14 protein-coding genes are annotated in these 14877 nt (G+C 60.6%); 8 read left to right on the top strand and 6 right to left on the bottom strand.

Features of this window, described 5'->3' with window-relative positions:
- Positions 1-91 precede the first annotated feature (91 nt).
- The 5 genes from V3W40_RS20105 to fabB all read left to right on the top strand — a co-directional run bounded on the left by V3W40_RS20105 (position 92) and on the right by fabB (position 7038).
- A complete protein-coding gene (locus V3W40_RS20105; protein WP_330215542.1) occupies positions 92-2212 on the top strand; it encodes a TonB-dependent receptor plug domain-containing protein in 2121 nt (706 codons plus the stop codon).
- 1 nt (position 2213) lies between these two features.
- Entirely contained in the window at positions 2214-3143 is a 930-nt protein-coding gene (locus V3W40_RS20110; protein WP_137212856.1) for an ABC transporter substrate-binding protein, read from the top strand.
- Positions 3140-5041 carry an ATP-binding protein gene (locus tag V3W40_RS20115; protein ID WP_141605881.1) on the top strand — a complete coding sequence of 634 codons (1902 nt, stop codon included), beginning with the start codon at positions 3140-3142 and terminating at the stop codon, positions 5039-5041. The genes V3W40_RS20110 and V3W40_RS20115 overlap by 4 nt, the downstream gene beginning before the upstream one ends.
- A gap of 249 nt (positions 5042-5290) precedes the next feature.
- A complete protein-coding gene (gene fabA, locus V3W40_RS20120) occupies positions 5291-5806 on the top strand; it encodes a 3-hydroxyacyl-[acyl-carrier-protein] dehydratase FabA (protein ID WP_003210552.1) in 516 nt (171 codons plus the stop codon).
- 11 nt (positions 5807-5817) lie between these two features.
- Positions 5818-7038: a beta-ketoacyl-ACP synthase I gene (fabB, locus tag V3W40_RS20125; RefSeq protein ID WP_074844724.1), complete on the top strand. Its 1221-nt coding sequence runs from the start codon at positions 5818-5820 to the stop codon at positions 7036-7038.
- Between the two features lie 105 nt (positions 7039-7143).
- Here the strand turns inward: fabB and V3W40_RS20130 are convergent, their stop codons facing one another.
- The gene (locus tag V3W40_RS20130) at positions 7144-8166 is read right to left on the bottom strand and encodes an amidohydrolase family protein (RefSeq protein ID WP_330215543.1); all 1023 of its coding nucleotides are present in this window, start codon (positions 8164-8166) and stop codon (positions 7144-7146) included.
- A 141-nt stretch (positions 8167-8307) separates the two neighbouring features.
- Between V3W40_RS20130 and V3W40_RS20135 the strand changes: the two genes are divergently transcribed.
- Together V3W40_RS20135 and V3W40_RS20140 are read left to right on the top strand one after the other, a co-directional pair.
- Complete coding sequence (locus V3W40_RS20135) at positions 8308-8724, top strand: OsmC family protein (protein ID WP_065924497.1); 417 nt, start codon at positions 8308-8310, stop codon at positions 8722-8724.
- Positions 8725-8788: 64 nt separating this feature from the next.
- A complete protein-coding gene (locus tag V3W40_RS20140; RefSeq protein WP_065947273.1) occupies positions 8789-9655 on the top strand; it encodes a pirin family protein in 867 nt (288 codons plus the stop codon).
- A gap of 46 nt (positions 9656-9701) precedes the next feature.
- Here V3W40_RS20140 and V3W40_RS20145 read toward each other — a convergent pair whose 3' ends face one another.
- The 4 genes from V3W40_RS20145 to V3W40_RS20160 all read right to left on the bottom strand — a co-directional run bounded on the left by V3W40_RS20145 (position 9702) and on the right by V3W40_RS20160 (position 13529).
- Positions 9702-10430: a dienelactone hydrolase family protein gene (locus V3W40_RS20145; RefSeq protein ID WP_065924495.1), complete on the bottom strand. Its 729-nt coding sequence runs from the start codon at positions 10428-10430 to the stop codon at positions 9702-9704.
- Positions 10431-10609: 179 nt separating this feature from the next.
- On the bottom strand, positions 10610-12514 hold the full coding sequence (gene htpG / locus V3W40_RS20150) for a molecular chaperone HtpG (protein WP_330215544.1): 1905 nt from the start codon (positions 12512-12514) through the stop codon (positions 10610-10612).
- Positions 12515-12603: 89 nt separating this feature from the next.
- Positions 12604-13056, bottom strand: a complete 453-nt coding sequence (locus tag V3W40_RS20155; protein ID WP_065924493.1) for a PaaI family thioesterase — start codon at positions 13054-13056, stop codon at positions 12604-12606.
- The gene (locus V3W40_RS20160; RefSeq protein WP_065924492.1) at positions 13053-13529 is read right to left on the bottom strand and encodes a PaaI family thioesterase; all 477 of its coding nucleotides are present in this window, start codon (positions 13527-13529) and stop codon (positions 13053-13055) included. Before V3W40_RS20160 ends, V3W40_RS20155 begins: the two co-directional genes overlap by 4 nt.
- Before the next feature lie 158 nt (positions 13530-13687).
- Here V3W40_RS20160 and V3W40_RS20165 point away from each other — a divergent pair, with 158 nt between their 5' ends.
- Positions 13688-13939, top strand: coding sequence for a hypothetical protein (locus V3W40_RS20165; RefSeq protein ID WP_010211724.1), 252 nt, complete (start codon positions 13688-13690; stop codon positions 13937-13939).
- A gap of 94 nt (positions 13940-14033) precedes the next feature.
- Here V3W40_RS20165 and V3W40_RS20170 read toward each other — a convergent pair whose 3' ends face one another.
- Positions 14034-14771 carry a DUF599 domain-containing protein gene (locus tag V3W40_RS20170; protein WP_027607062.1) on the bottom strand — a complete coding sequence of 246 codons (738 nt, stop codon included), beginning with the start codon at positions 14769-14771 and terminating at the stop codon, positions 14034-14036.
- Positions 14772-14877 lie beyond the last annotated feature (106 nt).

Here is a 14877-nt window from a genome sequence, read left to right on the forward strand (position 1 = left end):
GCCTGTGGGACGGAATTGCAAGGGCGGCGACTGGCAAATAGCCTCGCCTCGGTTAACATGGACGGCTATCCGTCACTATCAAGGCCATGTCGTGTATTTGGGCCCTCCTTCCCGTTCATCTCTACTGCTTATGCTGTTGTGCAGTGCACCTGCGCTGGCTGACGACCTGTTCCTCGACAGCCAGCCGCTGCCGCAGGTATTGACCGCCACGCGCCTCAAGCAATCGGCCGCCGCCGTGCCGGGCAGCATGACCGTGATCGACAGCGAGTTGATCAAGGCCAGCGGCGCAAGGGATATCAGCGAGCTGCTGCGCCTGGTGCCGGGGATGATGGTCGGCTACACCACCGGCAACCAGGCGGCGGTGAACTACCACGGCACCAGCGCCAGCGATGCGCGCCGCATGCAAGTATTGATCGACGGGCGTTCGGTGTACCGCGCCGGCCTGGCCACGGTGGACTGGAGCGACATTCCGGTGGCGATGGAAGACATCGAGCGCATCGAGGTCTTCCGCGGCCCCAACACCGTCAGCTACGGGGCGAATGCCTTGATGGCGGTGGTCAATATCCTCACGCGCTCACCGGCCAACAGCCATGGCTCACGGGTGAAGGTGATTCGCGGTGAGCGCGGTATCAATGACTTTTATGCCAGCCAGGGCGTGGGCTGGGAAACCGGCGATCTGCGCCTGTCGCTGTCCGGGCAACAGGACGATGGCTTTGACAGCGATGCCGTTGGCGCCGACCGCCGAGACGGCCGTCGCCTCAACCGCTTCAGCCTGGCAGTGAGCCAGACCTTGAACGCGCAACAGAGTATCGACTGGCAACTGAATGCCAAGGAAGGCACCAACCAGCGCCCTTACACCTACACCCCCGTATTCGCCGGGATTACCGAGGGCGGCGACAATTCCGATGTCACGGCCAAGGACTACGCCGGTTCCCTGCGCTGGAACTTTGATTTCAACCCAGACCACAGCCTGTATATCCAAGGCTCGGCCCAGCAGTGGGACCGCCGGCAAATCTGGAAGGCCTGTGACGCCAAGGTCTCGTTCAGCCCCGAGCTGACCCAGTTGTGGCAGCTCAACCCCAACTATGCCGAACGGCTGGCCCGGCATATGGACACCTACAGCCAGGGCACCGCGCCACCGGGCAGCGCCGCCGAACAAGCCTTGGCCAACCAGGTACTGGACCAGTGGCGCAACGGCGCCAACCAGAGCGTATGCGGCGACATCGACCAGAGCACCCGCGAAAGCCGCTACGATGTGGAAATCCAGGACACCCTCAGCCTGTCCGACAGCCTGCGCCTGGTCAGCGGCATGAATTACCGCTACGACCGCGCCGACTCCGATACCTACTTCAACGGCACCCTGGACGACACCACCTGGCGCCTGTTCGGCCAGTTGGAATGGCGCGCCAGTGAACATTGGCTGCTGCAAGGCGGCGCCATGTTCGAAGACACGCACCTGAGCGGCCATTCGCTGACGCCAAGGGTGGCGGTCAACTATTTGATCAACCCGCGCCACGGCTTGCGCGCGGTGTACTCGGAAGCCATCCGTTCGCCGGACATGTTCGAGAACAATGTCAACTGGAGCTACCGCGTCACCAACCTCAGCTCACCGACCTATGGGCAGAGTTCCGGACAGTACTTCGTGAAGACGCGGGGCCCGGGCAACCTCGACAAAGAACTGATGCGCTCGCGGGAACTGGGCTACAACGGCTTCTTTGCCGACATCGGGCTGAACATGGACGTGAAGGTGTTCTACGACGAAATCACCGACATGATCAGCTCGCCGCTGCGCAATAACCAGTACATTGCCAGCAACGCCAACAGCTCACGCTTCACCGGCGCCGAGTCCCAGTTCGACTGGCGCGTGAGCAACGCCGACCGCCTGCGGCTGACTTACGCGTATGTCGACGCCACCACCAGCAACCCACTGGACAAAGCACAGACCGCGCGTAACAGTGGCTCGGCCGGCTGGTTGCGCGAATGGGGCCAAGGTTGGTCCAGCGCGCTGTTCTACTATGGCGACGACGCACTCAACCAATATCGTTTCGAACGGGTCGACCTGCGGGTGGCCAAGCGCATTGCCCTGGGCAAAGCCAACGTGGAGCTGGCCGGCATGTTGCAACAACGCCTCGATAACCAGCCCACCACCTGGGCCGACAACACTTACGACCATCGTCACGTACTCTACTTCAGCGCGGAGCTGGAGTTCTGAGATGGGCGACTCGTCACGGATGACCTCCTTCTTTATCTATAAGTTGCGGCGACTTGCCGGGCTGCTGGCCGGCCTGTTGCTGTGCGCACCGGCGTGGAGCGCCGAGATCCTGCTGACCGCCGCCGAAGACGGCGCCGGGGTGCAGGCCTTTACCCAGGCGCTGGCCCGGCAACGCCCCGAAGACCGCGTCACCTTCACGTCCCTTGCGGCCTTGCCGGCACCCAGCCACCTGCCCGCCGGCACGCGCCTGATCCTGCTCGACCTGCCCGGCCTCGACTGGCGCCTGCGGGATACCCAAGGGCCGCCGACGCTGGTACTGCGCATCAGTCGGCTACAAGCCCATCAGCGCCCGGAGGCCTCACGGCACGCGCGGGTCAGCCTGTTGTGGAGCGACCCGCCGCTGGAGCGGCAGCTGCGCCTGATCAGCAGCGTCCTGCCCCAGGCACGGCGCATCGGTGTGCTCTACGGCACCGACAGTGAATTCCTGCTGCCCGAATTGCGCCAGCATGCGGCGGCCCTGGAGTTGGAGATCGTGCCGCAGCGCTGGGACAACACTAACGACAGTCGCCCGCTGCAAACCCTGTTCAGGAACAGCGACGTGCTGCTCGGCCTCGATGACCCGCAGCTGTACAACCCGAAGACCGCTAAAAACCTGCTGCTGAGCAGCTACGCCCAGCAATTGCCGCTGTTCGGGCCCAATGCAGGGTTTGTGCGCGCCGGCAGCCTCGCCAGCACCTACAGCGACCAGGACGATTGGCTGGCGGTACTCGATCGTTTGCTCGACCAGCCGCCGGCCGCTTGGCCACGCGCGCTGTACCCCGACCACTTCAAAGTCGTGGGCAACGCGCAGGTCGCACGCTCACTGGGCATCGAACAGGTGGACGAAGCCAGCGTCGCCGCCCGAATGGCCGAAGGAGAAAAACGCCCATGACCTTGCGTCGTCGTTGGGACATCAATACCCGCACCCAGCTCATAACCCTGGGCCCGGCGCTGTTGCTGACGTTGCTGTTGATCAGCTTCTTCACCTTCGTGCGTATCCAGGACCTGCGCCAGGAACTGGACCACACCGGCCAATTGATCGCCAACCAACTGGCACCCGCCACCGAATATGGGGTGATCTCGGGCAACAACGATGTGCTCGACAGCCTGCTGCGCGCCACGCTGGCCACGCCCCATGTGCGCTTCCTGGAGATTCAGGACAGCAGCGAAAATATCCTGGTGTACGTCGAGCAACCCGCGGAGAAACACGACCGCGCGCTGTCGGTCAAAGTGTTCCAGGCGCCGATACGCCTGCAGCATATCCAGTTGGGCAACGACTTTTTCCAGGACAACCTTAACGAACCCAAGGCCCCCCGCGCGGACTATCTGGGCCGGGTGATCGTCGGCATGTCCAATGACGCCTTCAGCCAGCGCCAGCAGGAGATCCTGTTCAAGGCCGGTATCCTCGCGCTGTTCGCCCTGCTGTTTACGTTCCTGCTCGCCCGGCGCCTGGCGGCGAGCCTGTCGCAACCGATCAGCGCCATGGGCCATGCGGTCAAGGCCATCCAGCAGGGCGACTACAAGACGCCGCTGCCGATTGTGGATGATTCGGAGCTGGGCGACCTGTCGCGGCATATCAACAACCTCGCCGAAGGCCTCAACCAGGCCAGCCGCGAACAACAGCAGGCCATGGCCCAGTTGATCCAGACCCGCGAAGAGGCGGAACGGGCCAACAACGCCAAGTCAGACTTCCTGGCCATGATGAGCCACGAACTGCGCACGCCGATGAACGGCGTACTGGGCATGCTGCAACTGCTGGAAACCACCGAAATGACCGAGGAACAGACCGAATACGCGGCGCTGGCCTCCGAATCCACCGAGCATTTGCTCAAGGTGATCAACGACATTCTCGACTTCTCGCGCATCGAACGCGCGGCCCTGGAGCTGGAACATATCCCCTTCAACCTGGCCGACCTGATCAACAGTTGCGCCCAGGCCTTCCAGCACAGCGCCCAGCAGCGCGGGCTGGCGCTCAAGCTGCCGATCCCGCCCGGCATGGACGCACTGCGGGTACAGGGCGATCCGACGCGGATCCGCCAGATCCTGGTTAACCTGATCGGCAATGCCTTGAAGTTCACCGAACACGGCACCGTCAGCGTGGAGCCCCACTGGCAGGTGCTCGACCATGAGTTGGTGTGGTTCACCTGCACCGTGCGTGACAGCGGCATCGGGATTTCCGCCGAGCGCCTGGAATTGATGTTCGATGCGTTCCAGCAGGCCGACAGTTCCATTTCAAGACGTTACGGCGGTACCGGTCTCGGGCTGCCCATCGCCCGTACCCTGGCCGAACGCATGGGTGGCACGCTGCGCGCGCAGAGCGAAGAAGGCCGTGGCTCGGTGTTTACCCTGGAGATCCCGCTGGCCATCGACCCACACAGCCAGCCGTCGATCGCCCTGGATGCCGAGGGCAAGCACAGCGCCGGCGAGGGTCGCCATGTGTTGCTGGTGGAGGACAATCCGGTCAACCGCACCGTGGTCGAAGCCATGCTGCGCAGCCTGGGCTTTGAAGTCAGCCTGGCCACCGATGGCGCCGAGGCGATCCGCAGTGCCGAGAGCCTGATCTTCACCGCGATCCTGATGGATTGTCGCCTGCCCCTGATCGACGGCTACGAAGCCACCCGGCAGATTCGCCAACTGCCCGGCTGCGCCGACCTGCCGATCATCGCCCTGACGGCCAACGCCTTGCAGGGCGACCGGGAAGCCTGCCTTGCGGCCGGAATGAACGATTACCTGGCCAAGCCGTTCAAACGCACGGATCTGCAGCAAATCCTGCAGCGCTGGGTGCAATAGCGGCGCGCCACTAGCCAACTCCGACTGGCGTGAAAGACGAAAGTGCGGCAGTCTTAGGCACCCGAACGGGCCCATAAACAGGCTCGGTTTAAAATTTCAGTGAACAAGTGTACATTCAGTACCTTGCCGCTGTGACTTTCACTACAACGCAATAGTCTATGTGTAGGCTGCCGACATGAGGCATGAACGCTTCATTCGGTTCGGGAAGATTTGCCCTACCCTGCCGCATGGGATTATTGAGGAGCTCGCATGACCAAACAAAACGCCTTTACTCGGGAAGACCTGCTGCGCTGCAGTCGCGGTGAGCTGTTCGGCCCAGGTAACGCGCAACTGCCCGCCCCGAACATGCTGATGGTGGATCGCATCACCCATATCAGCGAAGAGGGTGGCAAGTACGGCAAAGGTGAATTGGTCGCCGAGCTGGATATCACCCCGGACCTGTGGTTCTTCGCCTGTCACTTCGAAGGTGACCCTGTCATGCCCGGCTGCCTGGGCCTCGACGCCATGTGGCAACTGGTCGGCTTCTACCTGGGCTGGCAAGGCCTGCCAGGCCGTGGCCGCGCCCTGGGTTCGGGCGAAGTGAAGTTCTTCGGCCAGGTCCTGCCGACCGCCAAGAAAGTCACCTACAACATTCAAATCAAGCGCGTCCTCAAGGGCAAGCTGAACCTGGCCATCGCCGACGGTTCGGTGACTGTCGACGGTCGCGAGATCTATACTGCCGAAGGCCTTCGGGTCGGCGTATTTACTTCCACTGACAACTTTTAAGGGTTATCCGCATGCGCCGCGTCGTTATCACTGGTCTGGGCATCGTTTCTTGCCTGGGCAATGACAAAGAGACCGTCACCGCTAACCTGCGTGCAAGTCGCCCTGGCATCCGCTTCAACCCGGAATATGCCGAAATGGGTCTGCGTAGCCAGGTTTCCGGCTCCATCGACCTGCCCCTCGAAGAACTGATCGATCGCAAGATCTATCGCTTCGTGGGCCACGCTGCCGCCTATGCCTACCTGGCCATGAAAGACGCCATCGCCGACTCCGGCCTGAGCGAAGACCAGGTATCGAACGTACGCACCGGCCTGATCGCCGGCTCCGGCGGCGCATCGACCCTCAACCAGATGGAAGCGCTGGACATCCTGCGCGAAAAAGGCGTGAAGCGCGTTGGCCCGTACCGTGTCACGCGGACCATGGGCAGCACCGTTTCGGCCTGCCTGGCCACGCCGTTCCAGATCAAGGGCGTGAACTACTCAATCTCCTCCGCATGCGCCACCAGTGCACACTGCATCGGTACCGCCGTCGAGCAGATCCAACTGGGCAAGCAGGACATCGTGTTCGCCGGCGGCGGCGAAGAAGAACATTGGAGCCAGTCGTTCCTGTTCGACGCCATGGGCGCCCTGTCCACCCAGTACAACGAAACCCCGGAAAAGGCCTCCCGCGCCTACGATGCCAAGCGTGACGGTTTCGTCATCGCCGGCGGTGGCGGCATGGTGGTGGTCGAGGAGCTGGAGCACGCCCTGGCCCGTGGCGCCAAGATCTACGCGGAAATCGTCGGCTACGGCGCCACTTCCGATGGCTACGACATGGTTGCGCCAAGCGGTGAAGGCGCCATCCGTTGCATGCAGATGGCCATGTCCACCGTGGATACCCCGATCGACTACCTGAACACCCACGGCACCTCGACTCCGGTCGGCGACGCCAAGGAAATGGAAGGTGTACGCGCGGTATTCGGCGACAAGGCTCCGAAAATCAGCTCCACCAAGAGCCTGTCGGGTCACTCCCTGGGCGCCGCCGGCGTTCACGAAGCGATCTACTGCCTGCTGATGATGGAAGGCAACTTCATGGCCGGTTCGGCCAACATCGACGAGATCGACCCGGTCGTCGCCGATATGCCGATCCTGACCAAGACGGTTGAAAACGTCAAAGTCGACACCGTGATGAGCAACAGCTTCGGCTTCGGTGGCACTAACGCCACCCTGGTGCTGAAACGCTGGCAGGGTAAGTGAGCCCCGCAGGTTGATCACATGAAAAGCCCCGACTGGTTCGGGGCTTTTTTATGGGCGACGGGATTTGAGACCGCAACCGCATTTGCGTGAGACGAAAACGCAATATCAACGCGCACCCTCATCGCCGCGAGGTTTAGGCAGGATGGCCAGGAAGTTGTCCCTCGCCACTTTGCGGGCAACGTCTTCAGGCAATGCATCCAGGAAGACATCAAAGCGGTGCATTTCCTCACCCAGCTTGTTGAAACGCCCGACGACATCCGAACCCAGCATAAAGCGCTCCGGGAAGTGCTCCACCAGCGTTACCCACTCCGGCCGAGGCTTGCCCCCATCATCCAGCAAGTACGGCGTGAGCATGCTCCAGGACAGGTCGATATACAGGTTGGGGTAAGCCTCGAGCATACGGTTCAAGGTGGGTAGCAAAAAGTCCATTTGCACCTGGTGGCGGTGAATTTCCTTGCTAGTGCCGGCGTGAGCCCAGATAAAGCGGGTGTGCGGGTGGTTGCGCAGCGGCTCTTCCACTTCGGCGAGGTACAGCGGGTTACGCTCGCGCTTGGAGGTGATGTTGGAGTGCAGCATCACCGGCAAGTCGTTTTCCGCCGCCAGGTGATAGATACGCGTCATGGCCTCGTTGTTGGCGCGCGGGGTATCCCCCGATGTGAGGGCGGTAAGGTCGTCGTGACGGGTAAACACTTCACCGATGCCCTGCCACAGCCCCGGGTTGAGGTCGAGCATGCGCTGGATATGGGCATCCGAATTCTTGTCATTGGGGTTGAAGCCGGACAGAAATGGATGAAAGTGCTGGCGCTGTTCAGGTGTCAGTTTATTTACCGCTGCGGCAACAATCACGTCCGTGGCGCTGTACCAATAGGCATCAGCGTCATCACCGGTGTAGTAGCGCGGGCGCTTGGGCTCGTCTTCGTGCCATTTCTTTGCGACGGGAATGCCGGAAATCATGACATGCTCGATGCGATTTTCTGCCATCGCCTTGAGCAACGTGTCCATCCCCGCCGTTTCCTGGAAGAAATCCACGTAATGCAGGTGGGCATCGCTGTAGGCATAGTCGCGAGCCTGCGCGGCAAGACTGTTGGCGGCGAGCAACAGGGCGAGACTCAAGCGGGTCCAGGGCACGGTATAACCTCGATAAGGGCGAATACCGGTAGACCTTGCGTGTCGTACCGGGGTTCAGCCGGCAAAAAAATGTGGAACACCCCCGTGCCAGCATGCTCTATAACTGCATGACCTTCCTTCTGCCAACCCGTGAGGTTTGCCATGCCTGTTACCGTCAATACGCTGAACGCCGACAACTTCCGCCACAGCGTCAATATCAATAACCACGAGCTGTTTACCGACCTGCCCAAGAGCCTGGGTGGTGACGACTCGGCGCCCTCCCCCCACGATTACTTCGACGCCGCGCTGGCATCGTGCAAGGCGCTGACCGTCAAGCTCTATGCCCAGAAAAAAGACATCCCCCTGACCGGCGTGACCGTGGAAGTCACCCACGACGCCAGCGAAGAGCAAAAGGGCAAATACAGGCTCAACGTCAAGCTGACGCTCAAGGGCGTACTCACCGACGAACAGCGCGACGAGCTGCACCGTGTGGCCGATCGCTGCCCGGTACACAAGCTGATGACCACCGCCGAGGTCACCATCGAAACCCGCCTCTCTGAAGGCGCGTTCAGCCAATAGCGGCAACCTCCCGTCGAGCGGGTTATGCTCATTACCCTACAACCCGCTCAGACTGGGACGCACCATGACCACCCTCACCGTGATCCGCCCACGCCCCGAAGATGTCGAAGGCCAGCCGATCCTGCGCCCGCTGCCCTCGCGGGAATGTCGCAGCGTCGGGCCCTTTGTGTTTTTCGACCATATGCTGCCTACCCGCTATGCACCGGGCAGCGGCATGAACATCCGCCAGCACCCGCATATCGGCCTGTCCACCCTCACCTATCTGTTCGAAGGCGCACTGCAGCACAAGGACAGCCTGGGGTCGGATCAAGTGGTAGAGGCCGGTGATGTCAGCTGGATGACTGCAGGCGGTGCAATCGCCCATGTCGAGCGCACACCCGAGGCACTCAAGGCCCACGGTTTCAGCATGCATGGCCTGCAAGTGTGGCTGGCGTCGCCCAAGGACCACGAAGCGGGGCCGGGACACTACAGCCATCACCCTGCAGCGAGCCTGCCGGTGAGTGACAACCTAGGCGTGCGGATTCGCCTGATCGCCGGCAGTGGCTTCTGCCTCAAATCACCGGTGCCGGTGCTGTCGCCTACGTTGTATGCAGATGTACACATGCAAACGGCCACGACCCTGCTGATTCCTGACGAGCACGAGGAACGCGCGGTGTATGTGCTGGAGGGTGAAGCCCAGTTGGAGGGTGAGCGGCTTGAGGTGCACAGCCTGGTGGTATTGCCGGCCGGGCAGGCAATGACCCTGTTCGCCGAGAGCGATTGCCAGTTGGTGGTGTTTGGCGGAGCACCGCTGGATGGGCCACGGCGGATCAATTGGAATTTTGTCGCGAGCGATCCGTTGAAGATCGAGCAGGCCAGGCAACGCTGGGCCGCTGGGGATTGGCCGACGGTGCCGGGTGAAACTGAAAGAATTGAGTTGCCGGTGAGATAGCTATCGGGGGCAAGCCCCCGATGACGCCGGAACAGGCGCTGAAGATTCAGCCCTTGAACACTTCATCCAGCAAGTTATGCATCGACCGGAACGCCCGTGCAGCGGTCTTGGCGTCATACATCATCTTGCCCGGCACATTGGCATCCGGGTCAGTGAAGGAATGCACCGCACCGCCGTAACTCAGCAATTGCCAATCCACGCCGGCCGCGTTCATTTCATCTTCGAACGCCGGCAGTTGCTCTTTCGGCACCAACGGGTCGGAAGCACCGTGCAGTACCAGCACTGGACCCTTGATGTTTTTCGCGTCTGCCGGGTTCGGCGTGTCGAGGGTGCCGTGGAACGATACGGCAGCCTTCAATGGCGCACCGGTACGTGCCAGCTCCAGGGAGCAGCAACCGCCGAAGCAGAAACCAAAGGTGGCCAGCTTCGAGGTGTCCACTGCCGCTTCGGTCTGGCCCTGCAGCTGCTCAAGGGCAGCCTGCATGCGTTTGTTCAGCAACGGGCGATCATTCTTCAACGGCATCATTGCGGCGCCGGCTTCATCGCCATTCGACGGGCGCACGGTTTGCCCGTAGAGGTCGGCGATCAGCACCACGTAGCCCTTGGCGGCAACGCTCTTGGCGATCTCCTCGGCACCCGCACTCACCCCCATCCAGTTCGGCGCCATCAGCAGGCCGGGCAGCGGGTTCTTTTGGCTGGCATCGAACGCCAGGCGGCTTTCATAAGACTGGCCATCAATCTGATAGACCACGGAACGCACAGTGACTTGGCTCATCATTTTCTCCAGTTGAAGATCACTAGAACGGAAATAGGCTGTAGGTGCGAGCTTGCTCGCGAAGAACCTCAACGATCACGCGGGCAACCTGACACCCAGCGCCGCCCGCAGTTTTTTCGCGAGCAAGCTCGCTCCTACAAACGAAAAAACCCGCCGAAGCGGGTTTTTCTACAACGGTATCAAACCGACAGTTCAACCAACAGCTTGTTCAGTCGGCGCACGTAGGCGGCCGGGTCCTTGAAGCTGTCGCCAGCGGCCAGGGCCGCCTGGTCGAAAAGGATGTGGGACAGGTCGCCAAAGCGCTCTTCGCTCTGCTCGCCGTCGAGTTTCTCGATCAACGGGTGAGCCGGGTTGAATTCGAAGATCGGCTTGGAGTCCGGGACCTTCTGGCCGCTGGCTTCGAGGATCTGGCGCATCTGCATCCCCAGGTCCTGCTCGCCGATGGCCAGGATCGCCGGGGAATCGGTCAGACGGTGGGAAACCCGCACTTCGCTGACGGCATCGCCCAGGGACGCCTTGATCCGCTCAACCAGGCCTTCTTTGGCCTTGGCGACCTCCTCGGCTTCTTTCTTCTCTTCCTCGGAGTCCAGGTTACCCAGGTCCAGGTCGCCACGGGCCACGTCGACAAAGGATTTGCCGTCGAACTCGTTGAGGTAGCTCATCAGCCACTCATCGATACGGTCGGTCAGCAGCAGCACTTCGATGCCTTTCTTACGGAAGACTTCCAGGTGCGGGCTGTTCTTGACCTGTGCGTAGGTTTCGCCGGTGAGGTAGTAAATCTTGTCCTGGCCTTCCTTGGCACGTGCCAGGTACTCGGCCAGGGACACCACCTGCTCGCCCTCTTCACCCTGGGTGGAAGCAAAGCGCAGCAGACCGGCGATTTTTTCCTTGTTGGCAAAATCTTCCGCCGGGCCTTCTTTCATGACCTGGCCGAAGTTTTTCCAGAAACCCTTGTATTGCTCTGGCTCGTTCTTCGCCAGTTTTTCCAGCATGTCGAGTACGCGCTTGGTCAGCGCCGACTTCATGGAATCGATGATCGGGTCTTTTTGCAGGATTTCCCGCGACACGTTCAGCGACAGGTCATTGGAGTCGACCACACCCTTGATAAAGCGCAGGTACAGCGGCAGGAACGACTCCGCCTGGTCCATCACGAACACGCGCTGCACGTAGAGCTTCAGGCCTTTTGGCGCTTCACGCTGGTACAGGTCGAACGGCGCACGGGCCGGCACGTAGAGCAGCGAGCTGTATTCCAGCTTGCCTTCGACCTTGTTATGGCTCCAGCTCAGCGGGTTTTCGTAGTCGTGGCCGATATGCTTGTAGAACTCCTGGTATTCCTCGTCCTTGATCTCGGTACGCGGACGGGTCCACAGGGCACTGGCGCGGTTGACGGTTTCCCATTCCTGGGCAGGCTTCTCTTCACCTTCGGCAGCCGCTTGTTCTTTCGGCAGCTCGATCGGCAAGGCAATATGGTCGGAGTACTTCTTGATGATATTGCGCAGGCGCCAGCCGTCGGCGAACTCGTCTTCACCGGATTTGAGGTGCAGGACGATGCGGGTACCACGGTCAGCCTTGTCGATGGTGGCGATTTCAAATTCGCCCTCGCCCTTGGAAGCCCAGTGCACGCCTTCGCTGGCGTCAAGGCCGGCACGACGGCTGAACACTTCAACCTTGTCGGCCACGATGAAGGCCGAGTAGAAGCCCACACCGAACTGGCCGATCAGGTGCGAATCTTTCTTCTGGTCGCCGGACAGGTTTTTCATGAAGTCGGCGGTACCGGATTTGGCGATGGTCCCCAGGTGGGTGATCGCATCTTCACGGCTCATGCCGATACCGTTGTCTTCGAGGGTGACGGTATTGGCGTCTTTGTCGAAGCTCACACGGATTTTCAGTTCCGCGCCGCCTTCCAGCAGTTCAGGCTTGGACAGGGCTTCGAAACGTAATTTGTCGACAGCGTCAGAGGCGTTCGAGATCAATTCGCGAAGGAAGATTTCCTTGTTGGAATACAGCGAATGGATCATGAGGTGCAGCAGTTGCTTCACCTCGGTCTGGAAGCCCAGGGTTTCCTTTTGAGTTTCCACACTCATGGTCATCAAACTCCAATTGGATGGCAGTGGCCGCGCCCTGAAGGGTTGGCGGCGGGTTGTCATCAAAGTTGGGGGCTAAGAGCAGGATTTCAAGGGCGGACCACGTCCTCGATCTTGAAATGCGCACGGGCGGTGGCGATGGGCTCGGCGGCGGTGGTTTGCCAGGCGGTGATCGCCACATTCGCCACCCGTCGGCCCTGGCGCCACACCTGGCATTTGGCGTAAGTGTCGCGAAACTGGCCGGCGCGCAGGTAATCGAGGGAGAAATCGATGATTTTCGGGAGGCCCGGCGCTCCGGTAAACACCAGCAGGTGCAACGCCGCTGCCAGTTCCATGAAGCCGGCAATCACCCCGCCGTGAAGCGCCGGCAATATGGGGTTACCAATATTGTCCTTGTGGGCCGGCAGGCGAAACAGCAATTCATCCCCCAGCCGGGTGCATTCGATACCGATCAGTTTGGCGTAGGGGATCAGGTCCAGCAGCGCCTCGTAGTTGCCGCGCTGATGAGCCTGTTCCAGGCGGGTCTTGAATCGATGGGTCATGCCTGCTCTCCCTTGATCGCGCGCCCCAACCCGTGGGTGCCCTTGAGACGCTTGCCCATGCGCATGAAAGTGCCCACCACATGGGCGATGGGTTGTTGCGGATCGTCCTGGTAGGCAAAACCACGGGTGAAGATCACGTCGGTGGTCACCCGGTAGCATTGGGCGAAACCATATACCGGCTTATGCGGCTCGGCGGGATGCATATAGTCGACACGCAGGTCCAGGGTCGGGCACACCTCGAACTCCGGCAGGACACACAGGGTGGCCATGCCGCAGGCGGTATCCATCAAGGATGTCAACGCGCCACCGTGGATCACGCCGGTCTGGGGATCACCCACCAACTGCGGGGCGTAAGGCATGGCCAACGTGATGCCCTCCTCGCTGGCATGATGAACGCTGATACCCAGCACCTGACAATGGCGCAAGGCCGAGACAAAGCGCGTCGCGCGCTCTAACAAGGGATTTTCGGTCATTCGTTGCAGACTCTTATTAGTGTTGATGGGCGAAATAGACGGTGCGGGCGAAAGTTCCTTTGAGGTCGTTGTTTATATATCTGTGGAATAAAAGGAACTAATGCTGAACGGCCATGCTCGAAAGGCCAGTAGATATCTTCACTAAGGAGAAACACCCCATGCGTAAGACTTTAGCTATTTCCATGATGTTGGCCGCTGCCCTCGGTCTCGCTGCTTGCGACAAGAAATCCGAAGACAAAGCCCAAGATGCCGCAGCGCATTCTGAGCAAGCTCAAAAAGACATGGCGAAAGCTCAGGATAAAGTGAACGACGCTGCGAAAGAAAACGCCGATGCTGCCAAAGCTCAGGCTGAATCGAACGAAGCCGCCGCAAAAGAAGCAGCACCAGCTACTCCTGCCACCGGTTCCTGATACCGCGGCATGAAATAGCTTCGCTGCAAAAAGAAAGCCCGCTTATATAGCGGGCTTTACTTTGCCTGTTGTTTTTAACTCAGCGCGTCACGCATTAAATCTCCTCTTTGGCGGGCTCAGGCATCGGTGTATCCGTCTGCGTATACACCATCACTTGCAGTACGTCGGAATGAAACTCCCGGCGATACAACACAAACACCACCCCGGCACTCATCAACATGAACAACCAGGGGCTGACGAACCACGCCAGCATGGTCATGCCGAAGTAATAAGAACGCAGGCCAAAGTTGAACTGGTTGGCGGCCATGGAGATCACCCGCGCCGCACGCAGGGCAAACGCCTTGCGCTCCTGCTCCGACACATGCCGTTCACCGATCATCGGTGCCGACCCGACCAGCACCGCGGCAAAGTTGTACTGGCGCATGCACCAACTGAAGGTGAAGAAGGCATACACGAAGACCAGCGCCAGGCAGAGCAGCTTGATCTCCGACATGCCCTGGGAGGCCTGCTGCACCATGGGTATGTCCGCCAGCAATGACACCGCCCGCTCGGAAGCCCCCAGCACCGTGAGAATGCCGGCGAGGATGATCAAGGTGCTGGAGGCGAAGAATGAGGCATTACGCTCCAGGTTGCCGATCACGCTGGCGTCGGCGATGCGGTTGTCACGCAGCAGCATGCGGCGCATCCAGTCCTCGCGATACAAATGCAGCACGCTGGCCAGGCACGCGGTGTCTCGGGCTTTCCAGGTGGCATAACGGGTGTAGCCGCCCCAGCACAGGATGAACCAGAGGGCGGCAAGCAGGTGGATCTGATTGGCTTCGACGAACGACATGCGGGTCCTTGCAGAAAGAAGATTGAGAAACTTTTTGCGTCTGTTCGACGTTAGCGCAAAGAAAAAGACACTGCCTTGCGCTCAAAAAAAATGCCCCGTATCGATT

Origin of the sequence: Pseudomonas sp. AM8 (assembly GCF_036346475.1) — a bacterium.
GTDB classification, from domain to species: Bacteria; Pseudomonadota; Gammaproteobacteria; order Pseudomonadales; family Pseudomonadaceae; genus Aquipseudomonas; species Aquipseudomonas marginalis.

Excerpts from the sequence above, each read along its gene's own strand:
- V3W40_RS20155 (WP_065924493.1), bottom strand. The coding sequence starts at position 13,056 with ATGACCCATCGATTCAAGACCCGCCTGGAACAGGCTCATCAGCGCGGC.
- V3W40_RS20165 (WP_010211724.1), top strand. The coding sequence starts at position 13,688 with ATGCGTAAGACTTTAGCTATTTCCATGATGTTGGCCGCTGCCCTCGGT.
- V3W40_RS20115 (WP_141605881.1), top strand. The coding sequence starts at position 3,140 with ATGACCTTGCGTCGTCGTTGGGACATCAATACCCGCACCCAGCTCATA.
- V3W40_RS20140 (WP_065947273.1), top strand. The coding sequence starts at position 8,789 with ATGACCACCCTCACCGTGATCCGCCCACGCCCCGAAGATGTCGAAGGC.
- V3W40_RS20135 (WP_065924497.1), top strand. The coding sequence starts at position 8,308 with ATGCCTGTTACCGTCAATACGCTGAACGCCGACAACTTCCGCCACAGC.
- fabA (WP_003210552.1), top strand. The coding sequence starts at position 5,291 with ATGACCAAACAAAACGCCTTTACTCGGGAAGACCTGCTGCGCTGCAGT.
- V3W40_RS20170 (WP_027607062.1), bottom strand. The coding sequence starts at position 14,771 with ATGTCGTTCGTCGAAGCCAATCAGATCCACCTGCTTGCCGCCCTCTGG.
- htpG (WP_330215544.1), bottom strand. The coding sequence starts at position 12,514 with ATGAGTGTGGAAACTCAAAAGGAAACCCTGGGCTTCCAGACCGAGGTG.
- fabB (WP_074844724.1), top strand. The coding sequence starts at position 5,818 with ATGCGCCGCGTCGTTATCACTGGTCTGGGCATCGTTTCTTGCCTGGGC.
- V3W40_RS20145 (WP_065924495.1), bottom strand. The coding sequence starts at position 10,430 with ATGAGCCAAGTCACTGTGCGTTCCGTGGTCTATCAGATTGATGGCCAG.
- V3W40_RS20160 (WP_065924492.1), bottom strand. The coding sequence starts at position 13,529 with ATGACCGAAAATCCCTTGTTAGAGCGCGCGACGCGCTTTGTCTCGGCC.
- V3W40_RS20110 (WP_137212856.1), top strand. The coding sequence starts at position 2,214 with ATGGGCGACTCGTCACGGATGACCTCCTTCTTTATCTATAAGTTGCGG.